Annotated in this window: 14 protein-coding genes; 5 read left to right on the forward strand and 9 right to left on the reverse strand. The window is 68.9% G+C overall.

Annotated features, from left to right (window positions below):
* Positions 1 to 7: 7 nt before the first annotated feature.
* Genes HF886_RS15125 through HF886_RS15135 form a run of 3 tightly spaced genes read right to left on the reverse strand, consistent with a single transcriptional unit; the run spans position 8 to position 6800 of the window.
* Complete coding sequence (locus HF886_RS15125) at positions 8 to 4162, reverse strand: TIGR02680 family protein (protein WP_169652757.1); 4155 nt, start codon at positions 4160 to 4162, stop codon at positions 8 to 10.
* On the reverse strand, positions 4159 to 5295 hold the full coding sequence (locus tag HF886_RS15130; RefSeq protein WP_169622438.1) for a TIGR02678 family protein: 1137 nt from the start codon (positions 5293 to 5295) through the stop codon (positions 4159 to 4161). Before HF886_RS15130 ends, HF886_RS15125 begins: the two co-directional genes overlap by 4 nt.
* Positions 5292 to 6800, reverse strand: coding sequence for a TIGR02677 family protein (locus HF886_RS15135; protein ID WP_169652758.1), 1509 nt, complete (start codon positions 6798 to 6800; stop codon positions 5292 to 5294). The genes HF886_RS15130 and HF886_RS15135 overlap by 4 nt, the downstream gene beginning before the upstream one ends.
* 194 nt (positions 6801 to 6994) lie before the next feature.
* On the opposite strand from HF886_RS15135, the gene HF886_RS15140 reads away from it, so the two are divergent.
* Positions 6995 to 7486, forward strand: a complete 492-nt coding sequence (locus HF886_RS15140; RefSeq protein ID WP_169622440.1) for a MarR family winged helix-turn-helix transcriptional regulator — start codon at positions 6995 to 6997, stop codon at positions 7484 to 7486.
* Positions 7479 to 9269, forward strand: coding sequence for a long-chain fatty acid--CoA ligase (locus HF886_RS15145; protein WP_169622441.1), 1791 nt, complete (start codon positions 7479 to 7481; stop codon positions 9267 to 9269). The genes HF886_RS15140 and HF886_RS15145 overlap by 8 nt, the downstream gene beginning before the upstream one ends.
* Positions 9270 to 9316: 47 nt before the next feature.
* Here HF886_RS15145 and malQ read toward each other — a convergent pair whose 3' ends face one another.
* Positions 9317 to 11443 (reverse strand): 4-alpha-glucanotransferase, encoded by a 2127-nt coding sequence (gene malQ, locus HF886_RS15150; RefSeq protein WP_169652759.1) that lies wholly within the window; start codon positions 11441 to 11443, stop codon positions 9317 to 9319.
* A 62-nt stretch (positions 11444 to 11505) separates the two neighbouring features.
* Positions 11506 to 12894, reverse strand: a complete 1389-nt coding sequence (locus HF886_RS15155) for a hypothetical protein (RefSeq protein ID WP_169652760.1) — start codon at positions 12892 to 12894, stop codon at positions 11506 to 11508.
* A gap of 301 nt (positions 12895 to 13195) precedes the next feature.
* Here HF886_RS15155 and HF886_RS15160 point away from each other — a divergent pair, with 301 nt between their 5' ends.
* Together HF886_RS15160 and HF886_RS15165 are read left to right on the forward strand one after the other, a co-directional pair.
* On the forward strand, positions 13196 to 13549 hold the full coding sequence (locus HF886_RS15160) for a helix-turn-helix domain-containing protein (RefSeq protein WP_169622444.1): 354 nt from the start codon (positions 13196 to 13198) through the stop codon (positions 13547 to 13549).
* A gap of 41 nt (positions 13550 to 13590) precedes the next feature.
* Complete coding sequence (locus tag HF886_RS15165; protein WP_169622445.1) at positions 13591 to 14034, forward strand: SRPBCC domain-containing protein; 444 nt, start codon at positions 13591 to 13593, stop codon at positions 14032 to 14034.
* Positions 14035 to 14097: 63 nt separating this feature from the next.
* Here the strand turns inward: HF886_RS15165 and HF886_RS15170 are convergent, their stop codons facing one another.
* Positions 14098 to 15102, reverse strand: a complete 1005-nt coding sequence (locus tag HF886_RS15170; RefSeq protein ID WP_169652761.1) for an alpha/beta hydrolase — start codon at positions 15100 to 15102, stop codon at positions 14098 to 14100.
* Positions 15103 to 15285: 183 nt separating this feature from the next.
* Here HF886_RS15170 and HF886_RS15175 point away from each other — a divergent pair, with 183 nt between their 5' ends.
* On the forward strand, positions 15286 to 16674 hold the full coding sequence (locus HF886_RS15175; RefSeq protein ID WP_206038823.1) for a wax ester/triacylglycerol synthase family O-acyltransferase: 1389 nt from the start codon (positions 15286 to 15288) through the stop codon (positions 16672 to 16674).
* Between the two features lie 19 nt (positions 16675 to 16693).
* On the opposite strand, the gene HF886_RS15180 is transcribed toward HF886_RS15175, so the two are convergent.
* From HF886_RS15180 to HF886_RS15190, 3 genes are read right to left on the reverse strand one after another with little or no spacing between them, the layout of a single operon-like run.
* The gene (locus tag HF886_RS15180; protein WP_169622448.1) at positions 16694 to 17434 is read right to left on the reverse strand and encodes an ABC transporter ATP-binding protein; all 741 of its coding nucleotides are present in this window, start codon (positions 17432 to 17434) and stop codon (positions 16694 to 16696) included.
* Positions 17431 to 18237, reverse strand: a complete 807-nt coding sequence (locus HF886_RS15185; RefSeq protein ID WP_169622449.1) for an ABC transporter permease — start codon at positions 18235 to 18237, stop codon at positions 17431 to 17433. Before HF886_RS15185 ends, HF886_RS15180 begins: the two co-directional genes overlap by 4 nt.
* Positions 18218 to 19192, reverse strand: a complete 975-nt coding sequence (locus HF886_RS15190) for an ABC transporter substrate-binding protein (RefSeq protein ID WP_240955165.1) — start codon at positions 19190 to 19192, stop codon at positions 18218 to 18220. The genes HF886_RS15185 and HF886_RS15190 overlap by 20 nt, the downstream gene beginning before the upstream one ends.
* Positions 19193 to 19197: the final 5 nt, after the last annotated feature.

The raw sequence follows: 19197 nt of genomic DNA on the forward strand, positions 1-19197 counted from the left end.
CTCCGGGTCACGGGAGTGACGGACGCACGTGGCGCGTGCGACCGTCCCAGTGCACCCGCGTGGTGACCGCAGACCCGTCCTGGAGGCGGCGTACTTCGTAGATGTCGAGTGCCGGCACCCCCGGGACGCAGCCCCACAGGGCATGGCCGGTCATCACGAAGTCGATGTCCTGCCGTACGAGCAGGCCCATGAGCTCGCCGATGGTCGGCTCGTCGATCTTCGCGAACGCATCGTCGAGCAGAACGAGGCGCAGCGCCAGATCGGTATCGGGCAGTCCGGACAGGTAGCCGTCCGCGGCGGCGAACAGCGACACGTACGACACGAACCGGGTCTCGCCCTGGGAAATCTTGGCGCGCGTGGAGATCCTGCGTTCCTGATCGGGTTCGGGACCCAGGATCGTCACCTCGACCGTGTGCCACTGGCGGTAATCCAGCGCCTGCGACAGGTGCGTGGCGTATCCGGCCGACGGATCGGTGGCATGTGACGCTTCCACCCGGCGACGCAGCAGCTCGAGGAGTTCCTCGCTGTCACCCGGTGACCGCTCCCCGGTGAGCAGACGGGTCACCAGAGCCGCGTCCGCATCCTCGCGCACCGGGCGCCACGCGATGCGCACCCCGATCCCGTGGGTGGTGCGGCTGTCGGCCAGGCTGGTGTTCATCGCAGCGACAAGCTGTTCGGCCTGGGTGATCCTGCGGCGCAGTTCGTCGGCGACCCCGCCCAGCACGAAACCGGTGAACACGTCGCGTTCACGCTGGGACAGTGCACGACTCTCGTCCTCGACGCGCTTGGTGAGCTCGGCCAGCACACCGGTGGGTGTGGTGTCGTCGCCGACGCCGCCGATGTTCACCACATGCGCGGACTCGGTGACGGTGTGCCGGACCTCGAGACGATCGGAGATGTCGCGATCGAACCGCTGCAGCGCGGCGAGCATCCGGTTGTCGCCCGTCCCGGTGCTCGCGGGCAGCACGCTCAACAGTGCCTGTGCAGCGGTGCGCACGTGGTCGGGGTCGTCGAGGTGCGCGAGCGGCTCCGCCTGAATGTCGGCGGCTGCGGCGATTTCGGGGAGTTGCATCTGTGCCGACAGCCGGCCGGCCGCGGCGGCGAGTTCGTCGCGGTCGCGCCGGAGCCGCTCCCGCACGGCGGCGCACTGCTGAAGGACCTCCGCGACGGCCTTCCCGAGGTGCTCACGATGGGTCACGGTGCGTCGGCACTGTTCTTCGGTGCGCGCGCGTTCCGCGTCCGAATCGCGCAGCTCGCGAGCGAGATCGGCGGCATCGACGTCGAGTGCCTCCACCTGTGCGGCCACGACGGCTGCCTTGCCGTGCCACTCGTGCCAGCACGACTCGGCGTTCTCCTCTGCCTCGGCACGCACGTCGGACGCGGACGCGAAACGGTCGGTGGCCGCGGCGAGTCTGTCCCGTGCGGCAAGCACGTCACCGACATCTCGCGACAGATCCAGGCAGGTTCTCTCTGCGACCGCACAGGTCGAGACCACCGCTTCGAGGTCTGCCACGTCCCGCGGCAAGGAAAAATGGGTGCAGGTGGCTCGGTGGGTGTCGAGATCGGTGGACCATTGGGTCCGCAGTGTCGCGGCGTGCTTTCTGAGTTCGGCCGCGGCGGCGGCGCTGACCTGCGCGCGGCCGTCGGCCTCTCGGTACCGGTGCAGCGCTTCCTCCAGGGCTCCGGTCGTGGGAGCCGACGACGCATGAGCATGCACCAGGGCCCGGCTCGTGGCCGGATCGCCGCGCTCGGCGGTCCGGCGCTCGGCGGCGAGGTCGAGTGCCGCGAGGTCCGCGGTGATTTCGTCGAGCCGGATGCGCCGGAGGGCGGTGGCGGCGTCGCGGGCACCCGCGCCGATATAGCGCGCGGACTCGGCGGTGTGCCGGCCGCGCAGAACCCCGTTGTGCCATCGTCCGTCCCGCGACACCGACGCGACCGCAGCGGCGTCTTCGAACCCGATCGCGGACAGGACGGCCGTGATCGCGGTGAGCGGTACGTCCGTCTCGGGGGCGGGTACGAGCACCGTCGACAACGGTTGCCGCGGCGGTTCGCCGCGAGGCGAGACGAGGACCTGGCCGGTGTGCGCCCGGAGCCTGCCCTCGCCGTCCACGGTCGCGGTGAGGAAACCGGCGGCGAGCAGCGCCGCTTCGATGCCGATGCGGTCGTCTTCACCGAGGGTGTCGGCGAAGTCGACTGCCTGCCACAGCGGTACACCGTTGCTCGGCGACTGCCACGGCGCCCCCACAGGAGTCCCGTCGTCGGCGTCGAGTGCGTCGCGTTCCTCCGCCAGTGCCCGGCGCCGGGCGTCGTCGGTGCGGTCCTGCGGCGGCGCGACAGCGGTCTCGTCCAGCGCGTCGACGGCTGCCTCGGCCGCGAACGCCGGCAGGGCGCCGAGTTCCGAGAGGATCGGGTCGGCGTCTGCATCGGTGTCGGTGTCGGCGTCGGTGATCGACTCCAGATACGCCGACAAGCGGCGCATCAGCCCGACTGCGTCGAGATCCGGCAGGAGCGCGGACGTCGAGTCCGAGGTGAGCCACTCGCGCCAGCCGTGCCGCAACGACAGTGTCGCGTCGTCGAGCCGGGTGGCGGCCTCGAACCGCTGAGCGGAGTCGCGTTCGGCTTCCTGGGCGGCGCGCTCGGCGGCTGCCTCCGCTTCGCGTACGCCGCGCCCCCATAGGTCGAGTCGCCGGGCCTCTCCGAGTCGCCGGGACGCCTGCTCGCGGCGACGCCGGGCCGCCGCGGCCGCGTATTCGGCTGCGGCCCTGGCCTCCTCGCATTGTTCGGGGACGAGCGTCGCCCGCGCGATCGTCGGTCGCGGCGCCGACTCGGGGGGTGCGTCGCGGTCCGTGCGCACCGGGTGCAAGGCCGGCACTTCCCGGTCGACGTCCAGGCGGACGTCGGCGGGAAGTGCGCCGTGCGGGACGGTGGCGGCGGTGAGTTCACGTTTCGCCAGCGCGAGGCGTTCGGTCGTCCGGTCGACCGCCGCGGACAACTCGTCCAGGAGTTCGCCGGCACGGTCTGCTTCGAGGCGCTCGTGGGTGCGCGCTCGCGTCGCCGCGGCGATCGCCTGATCCGCGGCGAGCCCGAGAGCGTCGACCGCGAGCTGACGTTGGGCAAGGTCGTCTGCGGTGCGGAACAGTTCGTGGGTCTCGAGTCCCCGCATCGCGCGCTCGAGTTCGGAGAGCTGATCGCGGCGCTCGCGCAGTCGTGTCTCGGCGGCGGCAGCCTGCGTATCGAGATCGGTGGCGTCGGCTTCTGCTGCTGCCAGTTCGCGCCGGGTGTCGGATACGCGGTCGGCCGCGGCGACCGCAGCGTCGGCGCTCGCGCGCAGCAGGTCGGCGGCGTAGCGCCGATACACCGCGTGGAACTGGCGCACGCGCGTCAGCGATGCCTCGAGCTGAGCCTGCGCTCGACGGCTCTCGCCGAGCAGATCGAGCTGACTTCCCGCTTCCACCAGCATGTTGTCGGCGAGCGGGGGAAGCGCATCGGAAAGGATCTGCGGCAGCCGGCCTTCGTCGATCCGGTTGCCCACATCGGGCGACCGCAATGTGTGGAGCAATTGCAGCAGCCCGGTGTACCGGTCGCGGCCACCCTCGCCTCGGAGCCCGAAGACCAGGTCACGGACCGTGTCACGATGCCGGTCGGGTTCGCGGGTGAGCTTGTCCGCGCCGATCCGGGCGGCGAGATCGTCACGCGAAAGCGGAGCACGGAACTCGTCGACGAGCACGAGGTCGTGCCCGATCCGCAGGTCGGTGGTGAAGAAGTGCACCTCGCTGCGGTGCGCCGTGGCGCTGTACCGGATGTGCGCACCGATGGTGAGGTGACCGTTGGGGCGTGCCAACTCGATCCACAGATAACCGATCCGGTTGGTCTGTCCGGCAGCGCCGGTGCGCATCAGTTCGTCGAGGTCGACCTTGGCGGCGCCGGTCGCATCCATGCGTTTGCGGTCGGCGTCGAGAAGAAACGGCAACAGCATCTCGAGGGCACGCGACTTGCCGGATCCGTTGGTGCCCCGCAGGATCATCCGGCCGCCGGGCAACGTGAACTCGGTGTCGAGGTAGTGCCACACGTTGACGATTCCTGCTCGCGACAGTCGCCAGCGATGGGGATGGCGTACCGGAACGCTGTCGTCGTGGAGCAGAGCGTCGGAGGAGTGGGTCATGTGGCAGATCTTTCGGCGGCGGTGGGGCGGTAACGGGCGGCGGGGGCGGCCAGCATCAGTCCGTCCTCCGAGGGTCGGGCGAGGCCCAGTCGCGTCAGCAGCGACGTCACGTCGCGTCGGAGCAGCGGAACATCACGGACGTAGTCACGGCGCCACGTTCGTGCATGCGCCGCCACGAACTCACCCAGCAGGGCATCGAGGGCAGCCGTGTCGACGTGCAGGTCCGCACCCGGTTCGGTGTCGTAGCGGTCGGTGAGTTCGGAGACGAGCAGCAGCGCCGCCTGCTCGACCGTTCCCGCTCCTGGAAAGGGCGCGTCGGTGAGTTCACCGTCGGGGTCGTAGGCCAGGGCGCCTTCGGTGCGCACCTCGAGCACCAGTCCGAAGTCCTCGTCGAGCCGCCGGGTGAGCTCGGCCCGGTCGCGGACGAGCACGTCGACCGCGTCTGCGTCCAGGTCACGGCGAGCGACGAACGGGTCTTCCACCAGGCGGCGGTACAACCGGCGCGCCGCCGGTTCCTGCGCGGGCGACGCGACGATCGCCGCCGGTCCGGTGGCCTTGTGCAGCGGACCGGACATCAGATGGGGGAGCAGCGCCCGGTCGACCGTGAGCGGAACGTCGCCGGGGAGATCGTCGACGGCAGTGCCCTCGCCGCCGGGTTCGGTGAGGACGCCCCACTCTTGGAGCGTCTGCAACGCCGACACCAGGTGCCGACGCTCCGACAGCGTGTCGCCGAGCGCGATTCCGTGTTCGTCCGCGTCGGCGCGGATCTGGTCGACGAGGTGCGAGACGAGCACGCGGTCGTCCGCGCCGGGCGCGAGCAGGGCAGCGCAGACCAGTGCGAGATACATGTAGGCGGTGGCCCCGAACTCGTCTCCGTTGCCGCGACGCACGGGCCGGCTCGGGGCCGAACCGTCGAGCGGTGCTTTCGTCAGCCGCGCGAACGAGGTGTCGACGACGAGTGTGTATCCCAGTTGCTCCGCGAACATCGACTTCAGAGCCGTGGCGTGTCGCCGTACCAGTTCGAAGGTGTCGGGGTCCTGCGCCGCGGTGAGGATCGGCTGCTGGAGCAGTACCCGGGCCGCATGCCGGCGGCCGGTGGTGTCCTGGGCCACCGTGCCCGTCGTTGTGGTCACTCCGTACCTGTTCTCTGCGAGTCGGTGTCGGTCTGTGCACGGGTGCCGGTCGGTGCACGGCTGGCGGGCACCGAGGCCCGCAACGAGAGCGCGTGCACGGTGAGGTCACCGTCGGGGCAGTGCACCACCGTGTCGGGCCCCGGTTCGGCGGTGAGGGAGAGACCGAGGTCGTGGTCGTCGACGCGTGCGGGGCTGTCGAGCGACCGCGAGCGGGCCAGCAGTTCCCCGAGCGCGTCGAGCAGCAGGGTGCGGGCGAGGTCGGAGACATGTGCGCCGTTCAGGTCTCCCGCATCGCACAGTTCCTCGACGGCCGCGGCCCGCTCCTGCGACTCCTGGGTCGCGAGCGCGTCGGCACGTGTGCGATCGGGCGTCGGATCGGGAATGCGCGCCGTGCGTCCGCGGGGGGAACGGTCGCCGCGTTCGCGGAGCGAGACCGGAACATGCACGGGATCGGCGTCCCACCACGACGTGCCCGGCCCGACCCGGGGGTCGGGTTCGTCGGGGCCGAGAAGAAGATGCCGGCTGGGGTAGGCGCCGAAGGTTGCCGCGAACAGGCGGTGCGCCTGCTCGTCGGAGGATTCGGCGAACCATCCGGCGAGCCGCAGCAGGTCGGCGCGGTGGGAGAAGCCCGGTGTGGCCGACGTGAGTCGCCGCGTGTGTACCAGCAGGCGGGTCAACGCGTGCGCTGCCGCGTCCCGCAACCGGCGCGGTCCCGAATCCTCGTCGTACCACCGGGCGAGTTCGTCCCAGTCGCTGCGGGTGCGCCCCGGCGACCGCACGACACCGGCCGGGTCGGGCAGGCCTGTGCCGGGCAACGCGGCGAGCAGCAGGTCCAGCCGGGGTGCCAGATCGCGCAGCCGGGTAGCGACGAGCGGAGCGTACTGCGCGACATCCGAGGTGACGACGTCGAGATACTCGAGCAAGACGAGCTTGAATTCGGTGTAGTCGTCGTCGGACAGGTCCAGCCGGGCGAGGACCCCGCCGAGGTAGGTATAGAAATCGGCGACGCTCTCGGTGAACATCCGGTGGTGTGCGAACACGCCGGTGACGTGGCCTGCGAGCGCGTCGGGATCGGCGACGGAACCCGAGTCTCCGACCAGGGCGTCGATCAGGACGAGCGCGTCGGCGATGCGCCCGAGCGACTCGCGTGCCACCTCGCGCGCGCCGTCACGCGACGACAGCACCGCGGCGGCCTCCCGGTGCACCCGGGCTCCGGGAACGGTGGTGCGATAGCGGGCGCGGGCACGGACGTAGTCGGTGACGGCGCTTCCGCCGGTGTCGCGTCCCGACGCCGCGAGATTCCCCCAGTGGACGAGCCGGCGGCAGCGCGCCTCGACCACGTCGGCGTGCAGCGGGGTGCCCGTGGCGGCGAGGGCCGACGCGATGTCCGCGGCGGACAACTCGGCGAGAAGGAGACCGGAGAAGCAGTCCATCACCGCGGTGTAGTCGTCGGCTTCGTCGGCGACCAGATATCGGAACAGGTCTCGGCCGCCCCCATCACCCATCCGAACCTCCCTGCACGTGCGCCGTCACGGTAGGGACAGGCTAGCGGTGCGGACCGTCCCGGTATCGGTCGCCCGGCGGCGCCTCGAGAAGCGTGACAACGGTCCAGGCCTGCTCGCGCGCCGGTCGTGGACGGATCACAGGGACGGGTCGTACCGATTAGTGTCGCAGCACACCCCGCGCCTATAGTTGCCCTGTGCAACACGAGTGGCAGGCCGGGACGCCGGCCGAGACCGAAGTGGCGCAGGTCTACGACGAGTTCGTGCACCTCGTCCGCTTCCTGACAGCCGGGGAGCGCGCACACGACAGCGCGCTCAGTCTGGCTCAGCACTCCCTGCTCGGATTCATAGCCCGCCATCCGGGCTGCCGTGCCACCGAGATCTCGGAGACCTTCGGCGTCAACCGGTCCACCGTGTCCCGCCAGGTGCGCAACGCGGTCGAGGCGGGGTGGGTCGAGGCCATGGCAGGCCCGGTCAGGACGGGTAACCCCCTGCGCTTGACCGACCGCGGCCGGGCGATCCTCGACGACACCGTGCTGCGCAGGCACGGCGAGATCCGGGCGGGTCTCGCCGGATGGGAAAAGGACGATCTCGACCGGTTCGTGCACCTTTTGCACCGCTTTCGAAGCGGCGTCGAGTGGGGCACCACCCGGACTCCCGACCAGAACGATGGAGATATCAGTGCGTGAGTACTCGACCCCTGCCCAGTACACCATCGGTGAGGACGAGTCCGTGGTCCACACGGTCTTCGAACATGCGGAGAAGACCCCGCACCGAGTGATGTATTCGCGCCCGGTGGGCGACGAATGGATCGGTGTGACCGCGGGTCAGTTCGGGGAACAGGTCAGCGGCGTCGCCAAGGGCCTGATCGCCGCCGGCGTCCGCCCGGGTGACCGTGTGGCGCTGCTGTCCGCGACCCGGTACGAGTGGTCGCTGTTCGACTACGCGATCTGGGCGGCCGGTGCGGTGTCGGTGCCGATCTACGATTCGTCGTCGACCGAGCAGATCCGCTGGATCCTCGAGGACTCCGAGGCGTGTCTGGCCATCGTCGAGACCCCGCGTCACGAGGCACTGTTCGTCGGCATGCCCGAGACGCTGCGGCGTGTCGTGCAGATCGAGGCGGACGCGGTCAACACGCTGCTTGCCGAAGGTGCCGACGTCGACGATGCGGAACTGAAGGCGCGTCTGGCGGGTATCCGCTCGGCCGACCTCGCCTCGCTCGTCTACACCTCCGGCACCACGGGTCGGCCCAAGGGCTGCATGCTCACGCACGCCAACTTCCTGTCCGAGGTCCGCGCGATCCTCACCTCGTCGGTAGGCGCGGTCGCCAAGCCCGGAAACCGCGGCCTGACCTTCCTGCCGCTCGCCCATGTGCTCGCTCGCGCGGTCTCGCTCGCGTTGTTCGAGGCGGGCGCGGCGCAGGCCCACTGGGCGGACTTCTCGACCGTCTCGGGACAGTTCACCCGGTACTCGCCGAACATCATCCTCGGCGTTCCGCGGGTCTTCGAAAAGGTGCGCGACGGTGCCGCGGCCAAGGCCGCCGCCGGCGGCAAACTCAAGGGTGCCATCTTCGCGTTCGCCGAGCAGACCGCAGTCGAATACAGCGAGTCGCTCGACCACGGCGGCCCGACGTTCACCCTCAAGGCGAAGCACGCGCTGGCCGACAAGCTGGTCTTCTCGAAGCTGCGCGAGGCGATGGGTAACCAGTGCTGGTACGCCATTTCGGGTGGAGGGGCACTGAGCCCCAAGCTCGGCCACTTCTTCCGTGGCGTCGGCGTTCCTATCTACGAGGGTTACGGACTGACCGAGACCACCGCCGCACACAGCGTCAACACCCCGGGCGCCCAGAAGATCGGCACCGTCGGTCAGCCGATGGGCGGCAACAGCGCGCGCATCGCCGCCGACGGGGAGATCGAACTCCGCGGCAACGTCGTGTTCAACGGGTACTGGCGTAACGATGAGGCCACCGCCGAGGTGTTCGACGACGGCTGGTTCCGTTCCGGAGACCTCGGATCGATCGACGACGAGGGATACGTGTCGATCACGGGCCGCAAGAAGGACCTCATCATCACCGCCGGAGGCAAGAACGTCTCGCCCGGGCCCCTCGAGGACCGCATGCGGTCGCACACCATCATTTCGCAGGCGGTCGTGATCGGAGACGGACGGTCGTTCATCACCGCGCTCCTCACCGTCGACCCCGACGTCTTCGAGAACTGGAAGACCGAGAACGGCAAGCCGTCCACCGCGACGATCGCCGATCTCCGCCACGATCCGGCTCTCCGCGACGCTCTGCAGACGATCATCGACGACGCGAACACGATGGTGTCGCATTCGGAGTCGATCAAGAAGTTCGTCGTGCTCGAGCGGGATCTGACCGAGGAATCCGGCGAGCTGACGCCGACGCTGAAGATCAAGCGCAATGTCGTCACCGAGCGGTTCGCCGCCGATATCGAGGCGATGTACCGCAAGTAGTCTCCTGCCGTGCAGCCACCCGGTCCGAGGATCGGGTGGCTGCACGGTCAGTCCCGAGCGGTAGCGGGCGGTGAGAGTGCCGCTGCGAGTGCGGCGAAGCGCTCGTTGCCCGCGAGATCCTCGAGCAACACCGCCTTGCCGTGCTCGTCGGCGAGCGGAATCCGCCAGTTCGGGTACTCGTCGACGGTGCCCGGCTGGTTCTGACTGCGTCGTTCGCCCACAGCGTCTGCAAGCGAAAGCCCCAGCAGCACAGAAGGACTGGTCGCGATCAGGCGATGCAGCGACTGCACAGTGACCGCGTCGTCGGAGTCGTCCTCCGACACCGGGAACCCGTGTTCCCTCGCGAGCCGCAGCACCGCATCCCGTGCGACCGCTTCGTCGGCCAGTTCCGTCTCGAGGTCGCGTTCGAGCAGTCCGAGCGCCGACCGCAACGTGATGTGCTCGGCAGCAAGGTAACCGGACGTGGGCGGCAGGTCATGGGTCGTCACGGAGGTCAGGCACAGCCTGCGGTAGGTCTCGGGGGAGCGAGGGGTGTCGCCGTCCTTCTCGAACCACAGGATCGACGTGCCCGCGATTCCGCGCCGGGCCAGATACTCCTGCACCCACTCCTCGAACACACCGAGATCCTCGCCGATCACCACGGCATCGGCACGCTGCGCCTCGAGCGCGAGAATGCCGATCAGGGCCTCGTGGTCGCTCCGTACATAGGCGCCGTCCGCGGGGGAGAAGCCTTCCGGGACCCACCACGTACGGAACAATCCGAGGATGTGATCGACCCGGACACCTCCCGCGTGACGCAGTGCCGAGCGCACCACATCGCGGTACGGAAGGTAGCCCACCTCCGCGAGTCGGTCCGGCCGCCACGGTGGCTGATTCCAGTTCTGCCCGTTGCGATTGAAGTCGTCCGCGGGAGCGCCGCCCGTGACGCCCGAGGCGAGCACATCACCCAGGGTCCACGCGTCGGCGCCGTCCCGGCGCACACCGACCGCCAGGTCGTGAACGATCCCGATGTCGAGCCCGGCGGCGCGAGCGCTGTCCTGTGCGTCGGTGAGCTGCTCGTCGCACACCCACTGCAACCACCGATAGAAATCGATTCGGCCGGCAAGTTTCTCCCGGAGTTCGCCGACGCCCGGGGCGTCGGGGGACGGCGCGCGGGTGAGCCATTGCGACTTCCGGGAGCCGAACTTCTCGGCCAGCGCACACCACAGTGCGAAGTCGTCGAGCGCCGCTCCGCCCTGGGCGCAGAACGCGTCGAACCGTGCCTGCCGCGCGGGGCCGCGAGGCACCCGGTACACATGCTCGAGCATGTCCAGCTTCGCCCGGTACGTGGTGTCGCGGTCCAGTTGCGCCGCCTTCTTGTTCACCTTCGTGAAGCGGGCTGCGCTCTCGTCCAGCTTGGCGCGGTGCTTGCGCGGCAGATACGCGGTTTCGGGGATGTTCTCGACCCGCACGTACAGCGGGTCGACGAACCGGCGGGACGACGGGAGATAGGGCGACGGCTCGTGTGGCGGGACCGGCTCGGCGGCGTGCACCGGATTGACCAGGACGAAATCTCCGCCGTGCCCGCCGGTGACGGCCGCGAGGTCGGCGAGATCGGCGAAATCCCCGATACCCCACGAACGGCGTGACCGTACCGAATGCAACTGCGCCGCAAGGCCCCAGCGTTGCTGTTGCAGGATTCGGTCGGCTGTCGCCAGTCGCACCGGCGTGACGACGAGTGTCGCCGTGCTCTCCACGTCGTTGCTGCGCGCGTGCAGCGTGTGCCAGCCGAGGGGCAGGCGGGGCACCGCGAAGGTGGCCCGGCCGACGAGCCGGTCGTCGACGAGACGCGGGTCGACCCAGATGTCGAGTTGCTCGACGGCGACCTCACGGCCGTCCTCGTCGACCACCCACACCGACACCGGGTCGCCGTGCGGGACGTGGACGGGAAAGGTCCGTTGTTCGTTCTCCGTGACCACCAGGGACGGCGGCAGCATCTGCCGCCACGGCCGGTCGGGTACATCGGCGAGCGAGGCCGAGATCTGCTCGGGAGTGGCGGCGGGAACGTCCAGCGCTGCCAGGATCCGTTGCAGCGTGCGGTCCGAAACATCGTGCTCGTCGCCGTCCCAGCCGACGTAGGTCGTGGAGATCCCGTGATGGCCGGCCAGTTCTCGTAGATTTTCCGTCGACGTCACGATGTCGAATCATGCCAGCAAGCCGGGCCGGTCGCAGACGCAGACCCGTTAGCTGCCGACGGTCAGTCGCCGAAGCCGTCGAACAGGGTGGGTTCGTCGGGGTTGTCGAACAGGGCGGGCTGGTCGGGCGGGAGCGGCTTCGAGCGGGGCGCGCGCTGCTTCGGCTCGTCGCCCTGTCGCTCGAGGAGTTCGAGTGCGGCGGTGAGCGAGCGGCCGGTCAGCTCCCACTGGTGTGCCTTGGCGTCCGCCTCGGCCACGCCGTCGTCGTTCCCGGAGGCAGCGCGCGCGAGTGCTTCACTCGCCCAGCCGACCTGCTGTTCGTTGCTCATGTCGAGGAACGCCTGCAGGTGCTCGGACTCCCAATCGCCGATCGCGGCGACCGTCCTCGTGGGGATTTCGACCTTGCCGTCGAGGTGGAAGTCGCGCAGTGCCAGCAGTGGCAGCGGAAGATCTTCTTCTCCCGCGGGTGTCCACGGCGGATCCTCGAACGATTCGGGGACACACTCGTGGTCGGGTTCCTGTTCGCGCAACGGCATGCCGCCGACGTGCGACGCGAACGCGTTGTCGACGGTTTCGAGGAACTGTGCGAGCCCGTCGAGTGCGGACACCAGGTGCGCGGGTACGAACGGTGACGCGGGCAGGTGGTTCACCACGGCGAGACGGTCGTCGACGAGGACGAATTTCTGGTGGGGCCAGCGCCGATTGAGATCGGACGCCACTTCCGCCGCCCGGGTGCGGCCGGTGATGGAATGGACGATCGGGGCGAACAGGTCGACCGACGCGCCACCCGGACCGACGCCGACGAACACCAGCACTCCGTCGATCTTGAGAATCAGATCGCCGTCCTCGTCCCAGGCGGGGCACTCGCCGATGCGGTCGTGCACGGTGGATTCGATCAGCTCGCGGATGTGGTCCTCGCTCACGGGTTCGACGGCCAGTTGGGAAAGCACCGCCGGGCGGCTCTCGGCCCGTGGCCCGGGCGGCTCGAACACCGGTGTGCGTCCCGCGCCGAACGTCTCGGACCGCAGGAACAACGGATGCGGCACGCCCCAGACCTCGCGCAGCGCACGGACGGACAGTTCGGCGAGCTGATCGGCCCACGCCAGCGGCCGGTCGATCCAGAACGCGGGGGATCCACCGTCTTCCGGGTCGTCGGCGCCACGCGACGGCGCGTGCAGCCCGAGTTCGAGCAGCAACGCCTCGTCCTCCGGGCGCAACCTGCGGTTGTCCGCGAGATGGGTGTTGGACGGCACCTCGCACCGCACCTGGTCTTCGTCCCATGCGTAGAACTGCACGCACGGCCCGGCGGGCCCGGCCGACTCCTCTGCGAGAGGCTCGAGTACCAGGCCGTCGCCGTCCTGCATGGCGGCGACGTGGTCGGCCAGTCGCGCGCGGAATTCCCGCCACGCCAGATCGACGTCGCGGTCGAAGCGGTTGTGCGCCTCGGACATGTTCGGCCCCCTTCCTTGCTTCGGTCCCTTCTCAGGGCTTCGACCCGTGCCAAAAAACACTAGTCGCCCCTACCGACACCGCGCTCGGCACACCGCACCGACCGCACCGCTCCTGGCCGGACCGGCGGGAATGGGAGACAGGCAACCCGACCGGTGCGCAACCGATGGTTGCACTGTAGTGAGGGAAGGGCTAGCGTGATGTGCAACCACCAGTTGCATATGGAGCATGTATGGACAGAAAACCGGTTGCCGTCGAACTCGCCCCGTTCGGGGCCGAGACAGGCTGGGGGACTGTCACTCCATGAGCGTGTCGGTCGACGACGATCTGTGGTCGGCGATAGGGGATCCGACCCGTCGGCGGTTGCTCGACCTGCTCCTGACGGAGGGCGAGGGCACCGCAACAGGTCTCAGCGAACATCTCCCCGTGACCCGGCAGGCCGTCGCAAAACATCTCGGTGTGCTGGACCGGGTCGGCTTGGTGCACGTCGCGCCTGCCGGGCGGGAACGCAAGTACCGGGTTGACGAGGTGCAACTCGCTCGCGCAGTCGCGCAGCTGTCCTCGGTGGGGTCGGGGTGGGATGCCAGGCTCCGGCGCATCAAGCGGGTCGCCGAGGCTCTCGAGCGTGAGACGGACCGGAACGGCACATCGCCGTGACGTGACGGAGACGCAACAACACCGGAAAGGAAGTACCCGAAATGGTAGACATCCTGCACAGGGTCGGGATCGAGGCGCCGGTGGCGCAGGTCTATGCCGCCCTGACCACCGCCGAGCGGCTTGCCGGCTGGTGGACGACCGACACCCGAGGTGACGGCGACGACGTCGGCGGCACGCTGCGATTCCGGTTCGGGGCCGGAGGATTCGACATGAAGGTCCTCGAACTCGATCCGGATACGCGGGTGCTCTGGGAGGTGATCGACGGACCCGAGGAATGGATCGGCACACACGTGTCCTGGGACCTCGAGCAGGTCGGCGACTACACCATCGTGCTGTTCGGCCATCGGGGCTGGAAGGAACCGGTGGAATTCATGCACCACTGCAGCACCAAGTGGGCACTGTTCTTGATGAGCCTGAAGTCGTTGATCGAAACCGGCACGGGCACTCCGGATCCCCACGACGTCAAGATCGACAACTGGAACTGACGTCTCTCTCGTCCCGTACGGCGCGGGTTCCTCGTCACCCCACCCTGATCCCCGTGGGAATCGTCAACCCAGGGCGCGGACGAACCGCCCGACCTCCGAGAGTGCGCGCGTCCCCTCGGGGACCACTCCGGCGGCAGCCTGGAACACGTGGATCTGCTTCTCCCAGACCTGCACTTCCGCCGGCACTCCGGCCGCTTCGAGGCGCTCGCCCATCAATCGGGCATCGGTGTAGACCATCTCTTCCGAGCCGGTCTGGATGAGCGCGGGCGGCATGCCTGTGAGGTCGAGGTCCACGGGCGACACCACGGGCGCGTAGCCCTCGCCCCCGCGGCTCTCGGCGCGCCGGACGAGGCCGAGAAGGACGGGGACGGCACGTCGCGGAAACAGGGCGCACCGGTACGAGTTCGGGTGATCGAGTTTGGGGAACGGGTCGAGGTCGGTGAGCGGCGACAACGCGACGGTGCCGGCCACCCGGCCGAGCCCGAGGCGCAGCGCCTCGTGTGCGACGGCGAATGTCAAGAAGCCGCCGGCAGAGTCGCCCGCGACGACGATCCGGTCGATGGGATATCCGCGGGAGAGCAACCACCGGAGGCCCGCGATCCCGTCCTCGACCGACCGGCGGATCGGATGACGTGGCAGCATCCGGTAGCCCACCGACAGCACAGGGGCCTGCGTTGCCGACGAGATCCGCGAGACGAGATTGCGGTGGGTCGCGAGCCCGCAGCACAGGAACGCTCCGCCGTGGAGGTAGAGAACGGCCTGCTGGTCGCCCACGTTGCCGGTGTACAGGAATTCCGCGCGGCAGTCGGGCAATCGCACCTCGTGTCGACGGGTGCCCTGGACCGGACGAACCGAGAACGCGGCCCGGTCGACCAGCGACGCGGGCCACGGAAGCGACGGCGTGAACGCCCATGCCTCGATGAACGGCCGGACAGTGCGCCGGACGGACATCGACAGTGCACGGGACTGCAGACTCACCCCGGCGAACTCTCTGACGAGCGGCGGCCGGTCGGGGGACGGGATCGCTGCCGTGTTCGGTACTGCTGCCTTCGTTACTGCACTGCGCATGGTCGCCGGCACCTCCTTGTACCGCTGCACCCGTGCGGCGGTACCCGTCGCTCGGCGCCCGGCGATGCGCGTCCGGTTCGGAAACGTGCGAACCCCGGATTTTCCAGAGTACCCCCGACGTACGATGCCGTGTGACGTGCGTTACATGAGGGACTGGCGAAGGGGGCAGAGCCCGTGGGGATCATGCCGGTGACCGATTCGATCTTCTTGCTCGCAGAATCGAGAGAGCATCCGATGCACGTGGGATCGCTCGAAGTGTTCACTCCACCGGAGGGTGCGGGTCCGGACTACGTGTCCGACCTGTACGCGCAGTTCCTCGCGACCGAGGTGGTGGACGAGGCGTTCCGCAAACGCCCCGGGCATCCCGTGTCCAGCCTCGGCTACCTGTGGTGGTCGGTCGACGAGGAGGTCGATCTCGAATACCACGTCCGGCACTCGGCGCTTCCCGCGTCGGGACGGTCCACGGACCTGTTCGCCCTCGTGTCCCGGCTTCACGGCACTCTGCTCGACCGGCATCGGCCACTGTGGGAGATGTACCTCGTCGAGGGGCTCGAAGGTGGGCGGTTCGCGGTGTACACGAAACTGCACCATTCGCTGATGGACGGTGTGACGGGCCTTCGTCTGCTGCACCGCACGCTCGATCCCGATCCGGATTCCTCCGAGACGAGGGTTCCGTGGAACCTGCCGCATCACGAGCGCCCCACCACCGCGGCGACCGGCGAACAGGGCAACGGGCTGCTGTCCACACCGACCGCACTTGTCGGGGCGGTGCGGGGACTGGCCGGTGACGCGGTCGAAGCCGCCGCGGGCGTCTGGCGGGTCGCAAGCACCCTCGTGGGGCAGCGCAGCGTCGCGTTACCGTTCGAAGCCCCCCGGTCGATCTTCAACGTGCCGATCGGAGGCGCGCGGCGGTTCGCGTCGCGCTCGTGGCCGCTCGACCGCATCGCACGGGTGCACGACGCGGCGGACGCGACCGTCAACGACGTCGTGCTGGCCGTGTGTTCGGGTGCCCTCCGCGCGTTCCTGCTCGAACTCGACGCACTGCCCGAGGATCCTCTCGTCGCGATGGTGCCGGTCTCGTTGCGCACAGCCGACAGGATCGATGCGGGCGGGAACTCGGTGGGGGTGACGCTGTGCAATCTCGGAACCGATTCCCCCGACCCGGCCGAACGGCTTCGGGTGATTCGTGCCTCGATGAGCGAGGGAAAGGCGCTGTTCCACGGGCTGACGCCGGTCGAGGCTCTGGTCTGGTCGGCGGCCAACATCGCTCCGCTCGGTCTGACACCCGTACCCGGCGTCGTACGCTTCACGCCCCCGCCGTTCAACCTCATCATCTCCAATGTCCCCGGTCCGCGAGAACCGCTGTACTGGAAGGGATCACGGCTGGACGGGGTGTACCCGACCTCCGTGGTGCTCGACGGGCAGGCCCTGAACATCACGGTCACCAACACCGACGGCTCGCTCGACGTGGGGATCGTCGGATGCCGCCGCACGCTTCCGAGTCTGCAACGGTTGCTCGGGCATATCGAGCAGTCGCTCACCGATCTCGAGGAAGCGTTCGGCGTGGTGTGAGACGCGTTCCGGCCGTGCGTCACCGGCCTTCGTGCAGCATCGACACCAGTTCGCGTTCGACGTCGACGAACGCAGGGTCGGTGAGGGTCCGTAGCGACCGAGGCCGCGGGAGCGGGACCCGGACCTGGTGACGGATGGTGGCCGGCCGGGCCGAGAGAACGAGGACGCGGTCGGAGAGCAGGATCGCCTCCCGGACGTCGTGGGTGATCATCAGCACCGTCCACCGGTCGCGGTCCCGGACGCCCTGTAGCCACAACTGCATGTCGGTGCGGGTGAGCGAGTCGAGGGCGCCGAACGGTTCGTCGAGCAGCAGTACATCGCGCCCCTGAAGGACGGTGCGGGCGAGTGCCGCTCGTTGCCGCATCCCGCCCGAGAGTTGACCCGGCCGCGCGTGTTCGAATCCGGAAAGTCCGAATGCGGGAAACAACGAGCGGGCCCGCTCCCGGGCCCGGCGTCGCGGGGTGCCCTGGACCTCGAGTCCGAGGGTGCAGTTGTCGAGGACGCTGCGCCAGGGAAACAGCAGATCCTTCTGTGGCATCAGCGCCACCCGGCCGGGTGCTGCGGGAGTTCCGCCGATGGAGACGGCGCCGGCGTCGGGCGTGTCGAGTCCGGCGATCACACCGAACAGCGTGGATTTGCCCGACCCGCTGGGTCCGATGACGGAGACGAACTCTCCGGCCGCCACGTCGAAGTCGATACCGTCGAGGACGGTGTTACCGCCGAACGACCGGCGTAGGCCGGTCACGGACACCGCGCTCACGGCCGGGTCTCCGGCGTCGATGCCCACGGCGCGACGAGTCGCTCCGCGGCGTAGGTGAGCAGATACAGGAGCAGAGAGACGGCCGCGGTGACGGCGACCGCCGCGAGCACCAGGTCGGTGCGGAAGGAGTTCTTCTGTGTCGCCATATAGATACCGAGTCCGGAAGTGGCACCGACATATTCGGCGAAGACTGCTCCGACCACCGCGTAGGTGATTCCGATACGCAACGACGTGAAGAAACGGGGCAGTGCCGAGGGGAGTCGCACGTACCTGAACTCCTGCCGGCGACTGGCGCCCATGCTTCGCATCAGCGCGCCGGCTTCCCGGTCGGCTGCCGCGAAACCCTCGATCAAACCGATCGTCATCGGGAAGAACGTGGCCAGGGCAATGACCAGGATCTTGGGCAGCAGACCGAATCCGAACCAGATGATCATCAACGGTGCGATCGCGATGATCGGGAGCGTCTGCGACACCACGAACAAGGGTACGAACGCGCGCCGCAGCCAGCCGGAGAAGTCCACCGCGACCGCGAGTATCCACGAGATCACCAACGACACGGCGAACCCGGCGAGGGTGACCTGCAAGGTCGCCGCGGCGTGGCCGGCGAGATCGGCGCGATGCGCCCATCCCTGCGTGAGAACCCGGCTGGGAGGGGGCAGGACCTGTGGCCGGATGCCGGTCGTCCGTACGTACCATTCCCACCCCGCGACCATCAGCACGGCCACGGTCGCGGCGGGCAGCAGGGCGTGCAGACGTCCGGCTGTGCCCCTCCGCCAAGTCTTTTCAGGGAGCAAGGTAGGCATCGGTGAAGTAGGCCGACCAGTCGGGCTCCTCGGTCAGTGTGGCGCCGTCCGCTCCGGCGAGCAGGCCCGCCTCGAACAGGAACCGGGAGTATCCCGACCAACGCTCGAGATCGAGTGTGCCGACCTGCCCGCTGTCGTCGCGCATGTAATCCGCCGACAACATCTGCTGACTCTCGAAAACGAGCGATTCGTCGGTGAACAAGCCGGGATCGGCGTCGATGAGGTGTTGCGCTCCGCGCTGCGGATCGTCCGCGGCTATCCGGTACCCCTGCTGCAGGGCCTGGATGAACGCCCGGGCGCTGTCGGGATGCTCCGACATCCAGGTCTCGTTGCCGTCGACCACGATCGAGTAGGCGTCGGGGAACCCGTAGTCGCTGTGCGCGAAGTACCGCATGGGCAGGCCGCGGTGTTGCGCCTCGAGGCCTTCCCAGGCGACATACGACACGGTGAAGTCGGCGGTACCGGAATACACCGCCTCGTACGCGGAGGTGCCCAGCACGACCGAGGTGAATTCCCCTGTGCCACCGTCGTTGCGGATCACCTGACTCAACGTTTCGTTGTCCCCGGGATCGCCGAACCCGGCATAGGTGAGACCGTCGAGGTCCCGGGGGGACTGCAGGTCGGCCCGGTCCGCCCGCACGCCGATCGCGGTCGCGCGGTGTTGTAGCGGGGCCAAGACGGTGACGGTGTCCGACCCCGCGGCGCGGGAGAACGTCGCCTGCGAGTGTGTCGAGATTCCGAACTCGGCGGCCCCGGCGTCGATCAGCAGATCCGGCGTGGTGTTGCTGTACGGCAGGATTTCGACGTCGAGTCCGGCCTGCTCGAACAGTCCTTCCCGAATGGCCACGTAGAGCCCGGTGTGGTTGGTGTTCGGAGTCCAGTCGAGGGCGAACCGGATGGTGCCGTCCGAGGCGGGATCGTTCGCGCACGCGGGCACGGTGGCCAGCGCGCCCAGAGCGA

The sequence above is a fragment of the Rhodococcus sp. 105337 genome (genome assembly GCF_012844225.1).
In the GTDB taxonomy this organism is placed as follows: Bacteria; Actinomycetota; Actinomycetes; order Mycobacteriales; family Mycobacteriaceae; genus Rhodococcus.

Bases quoted from the DNA above. Each gene is read 5' to 3' on its own strand.
- HF886_RS15125 (WP_169652757.1), bottom strand. From the start codon at position 4,162: ATGACCCACTCCTCCGACGCTCTGCTCCACGACGACAGCGTTCCGGTA.
- HF886_RS15135 (WP_169652758.1), bottom strand. From the start codon at position 6,800: ATGGGTGATGGGGGCGGCCGAGACCTGTTCCGATATCTGGTCGCCGAC.
- HF886_RS15155 (WP_169652760.1), bottom strand. From the start codon at position 12,894: ATGTCCGAGGCGCACAACCGCTTCGACCGCGACGTCGATCTGGCGTGG.
- HF886_RS15160 (WP_169622444.1), top strand. From the start codon at position 13,196: ATGAGCGTGTCGGTCGACGACGATCTGTGGTCGGCGATAGGGGATCCG.
- HF886_RS15165 (WP_169622445.1), top strand. From the start codon at position 13,591: ATGGTAGACATCCTGCACAGGGTCGGGATCGAGGCGCCGGTGGCGCAG.
- HF886_RS15170 (WP_169652761.1), bottom strand. From the start codon at position 15,102: ATGCGCAGTGCAGTAACGAAGGCAGCAGTACCGAACACGGCAGCGATC.
- HF886_RS15175 (WP_206038823.1), top strand. From the start codon at position 15,286: ATGCCGGTGACCGATTCGATCTTCTTGCTCGCAGAATCGAGAGAGCAT.
- HF886_RS15185 (WP_169622449.1), bottom strand. From the start codon at position 18,237: ATGCCTACCTTGCTCCCTGAAAAGACTTGGCGGAGGGGCACAGCCGGA.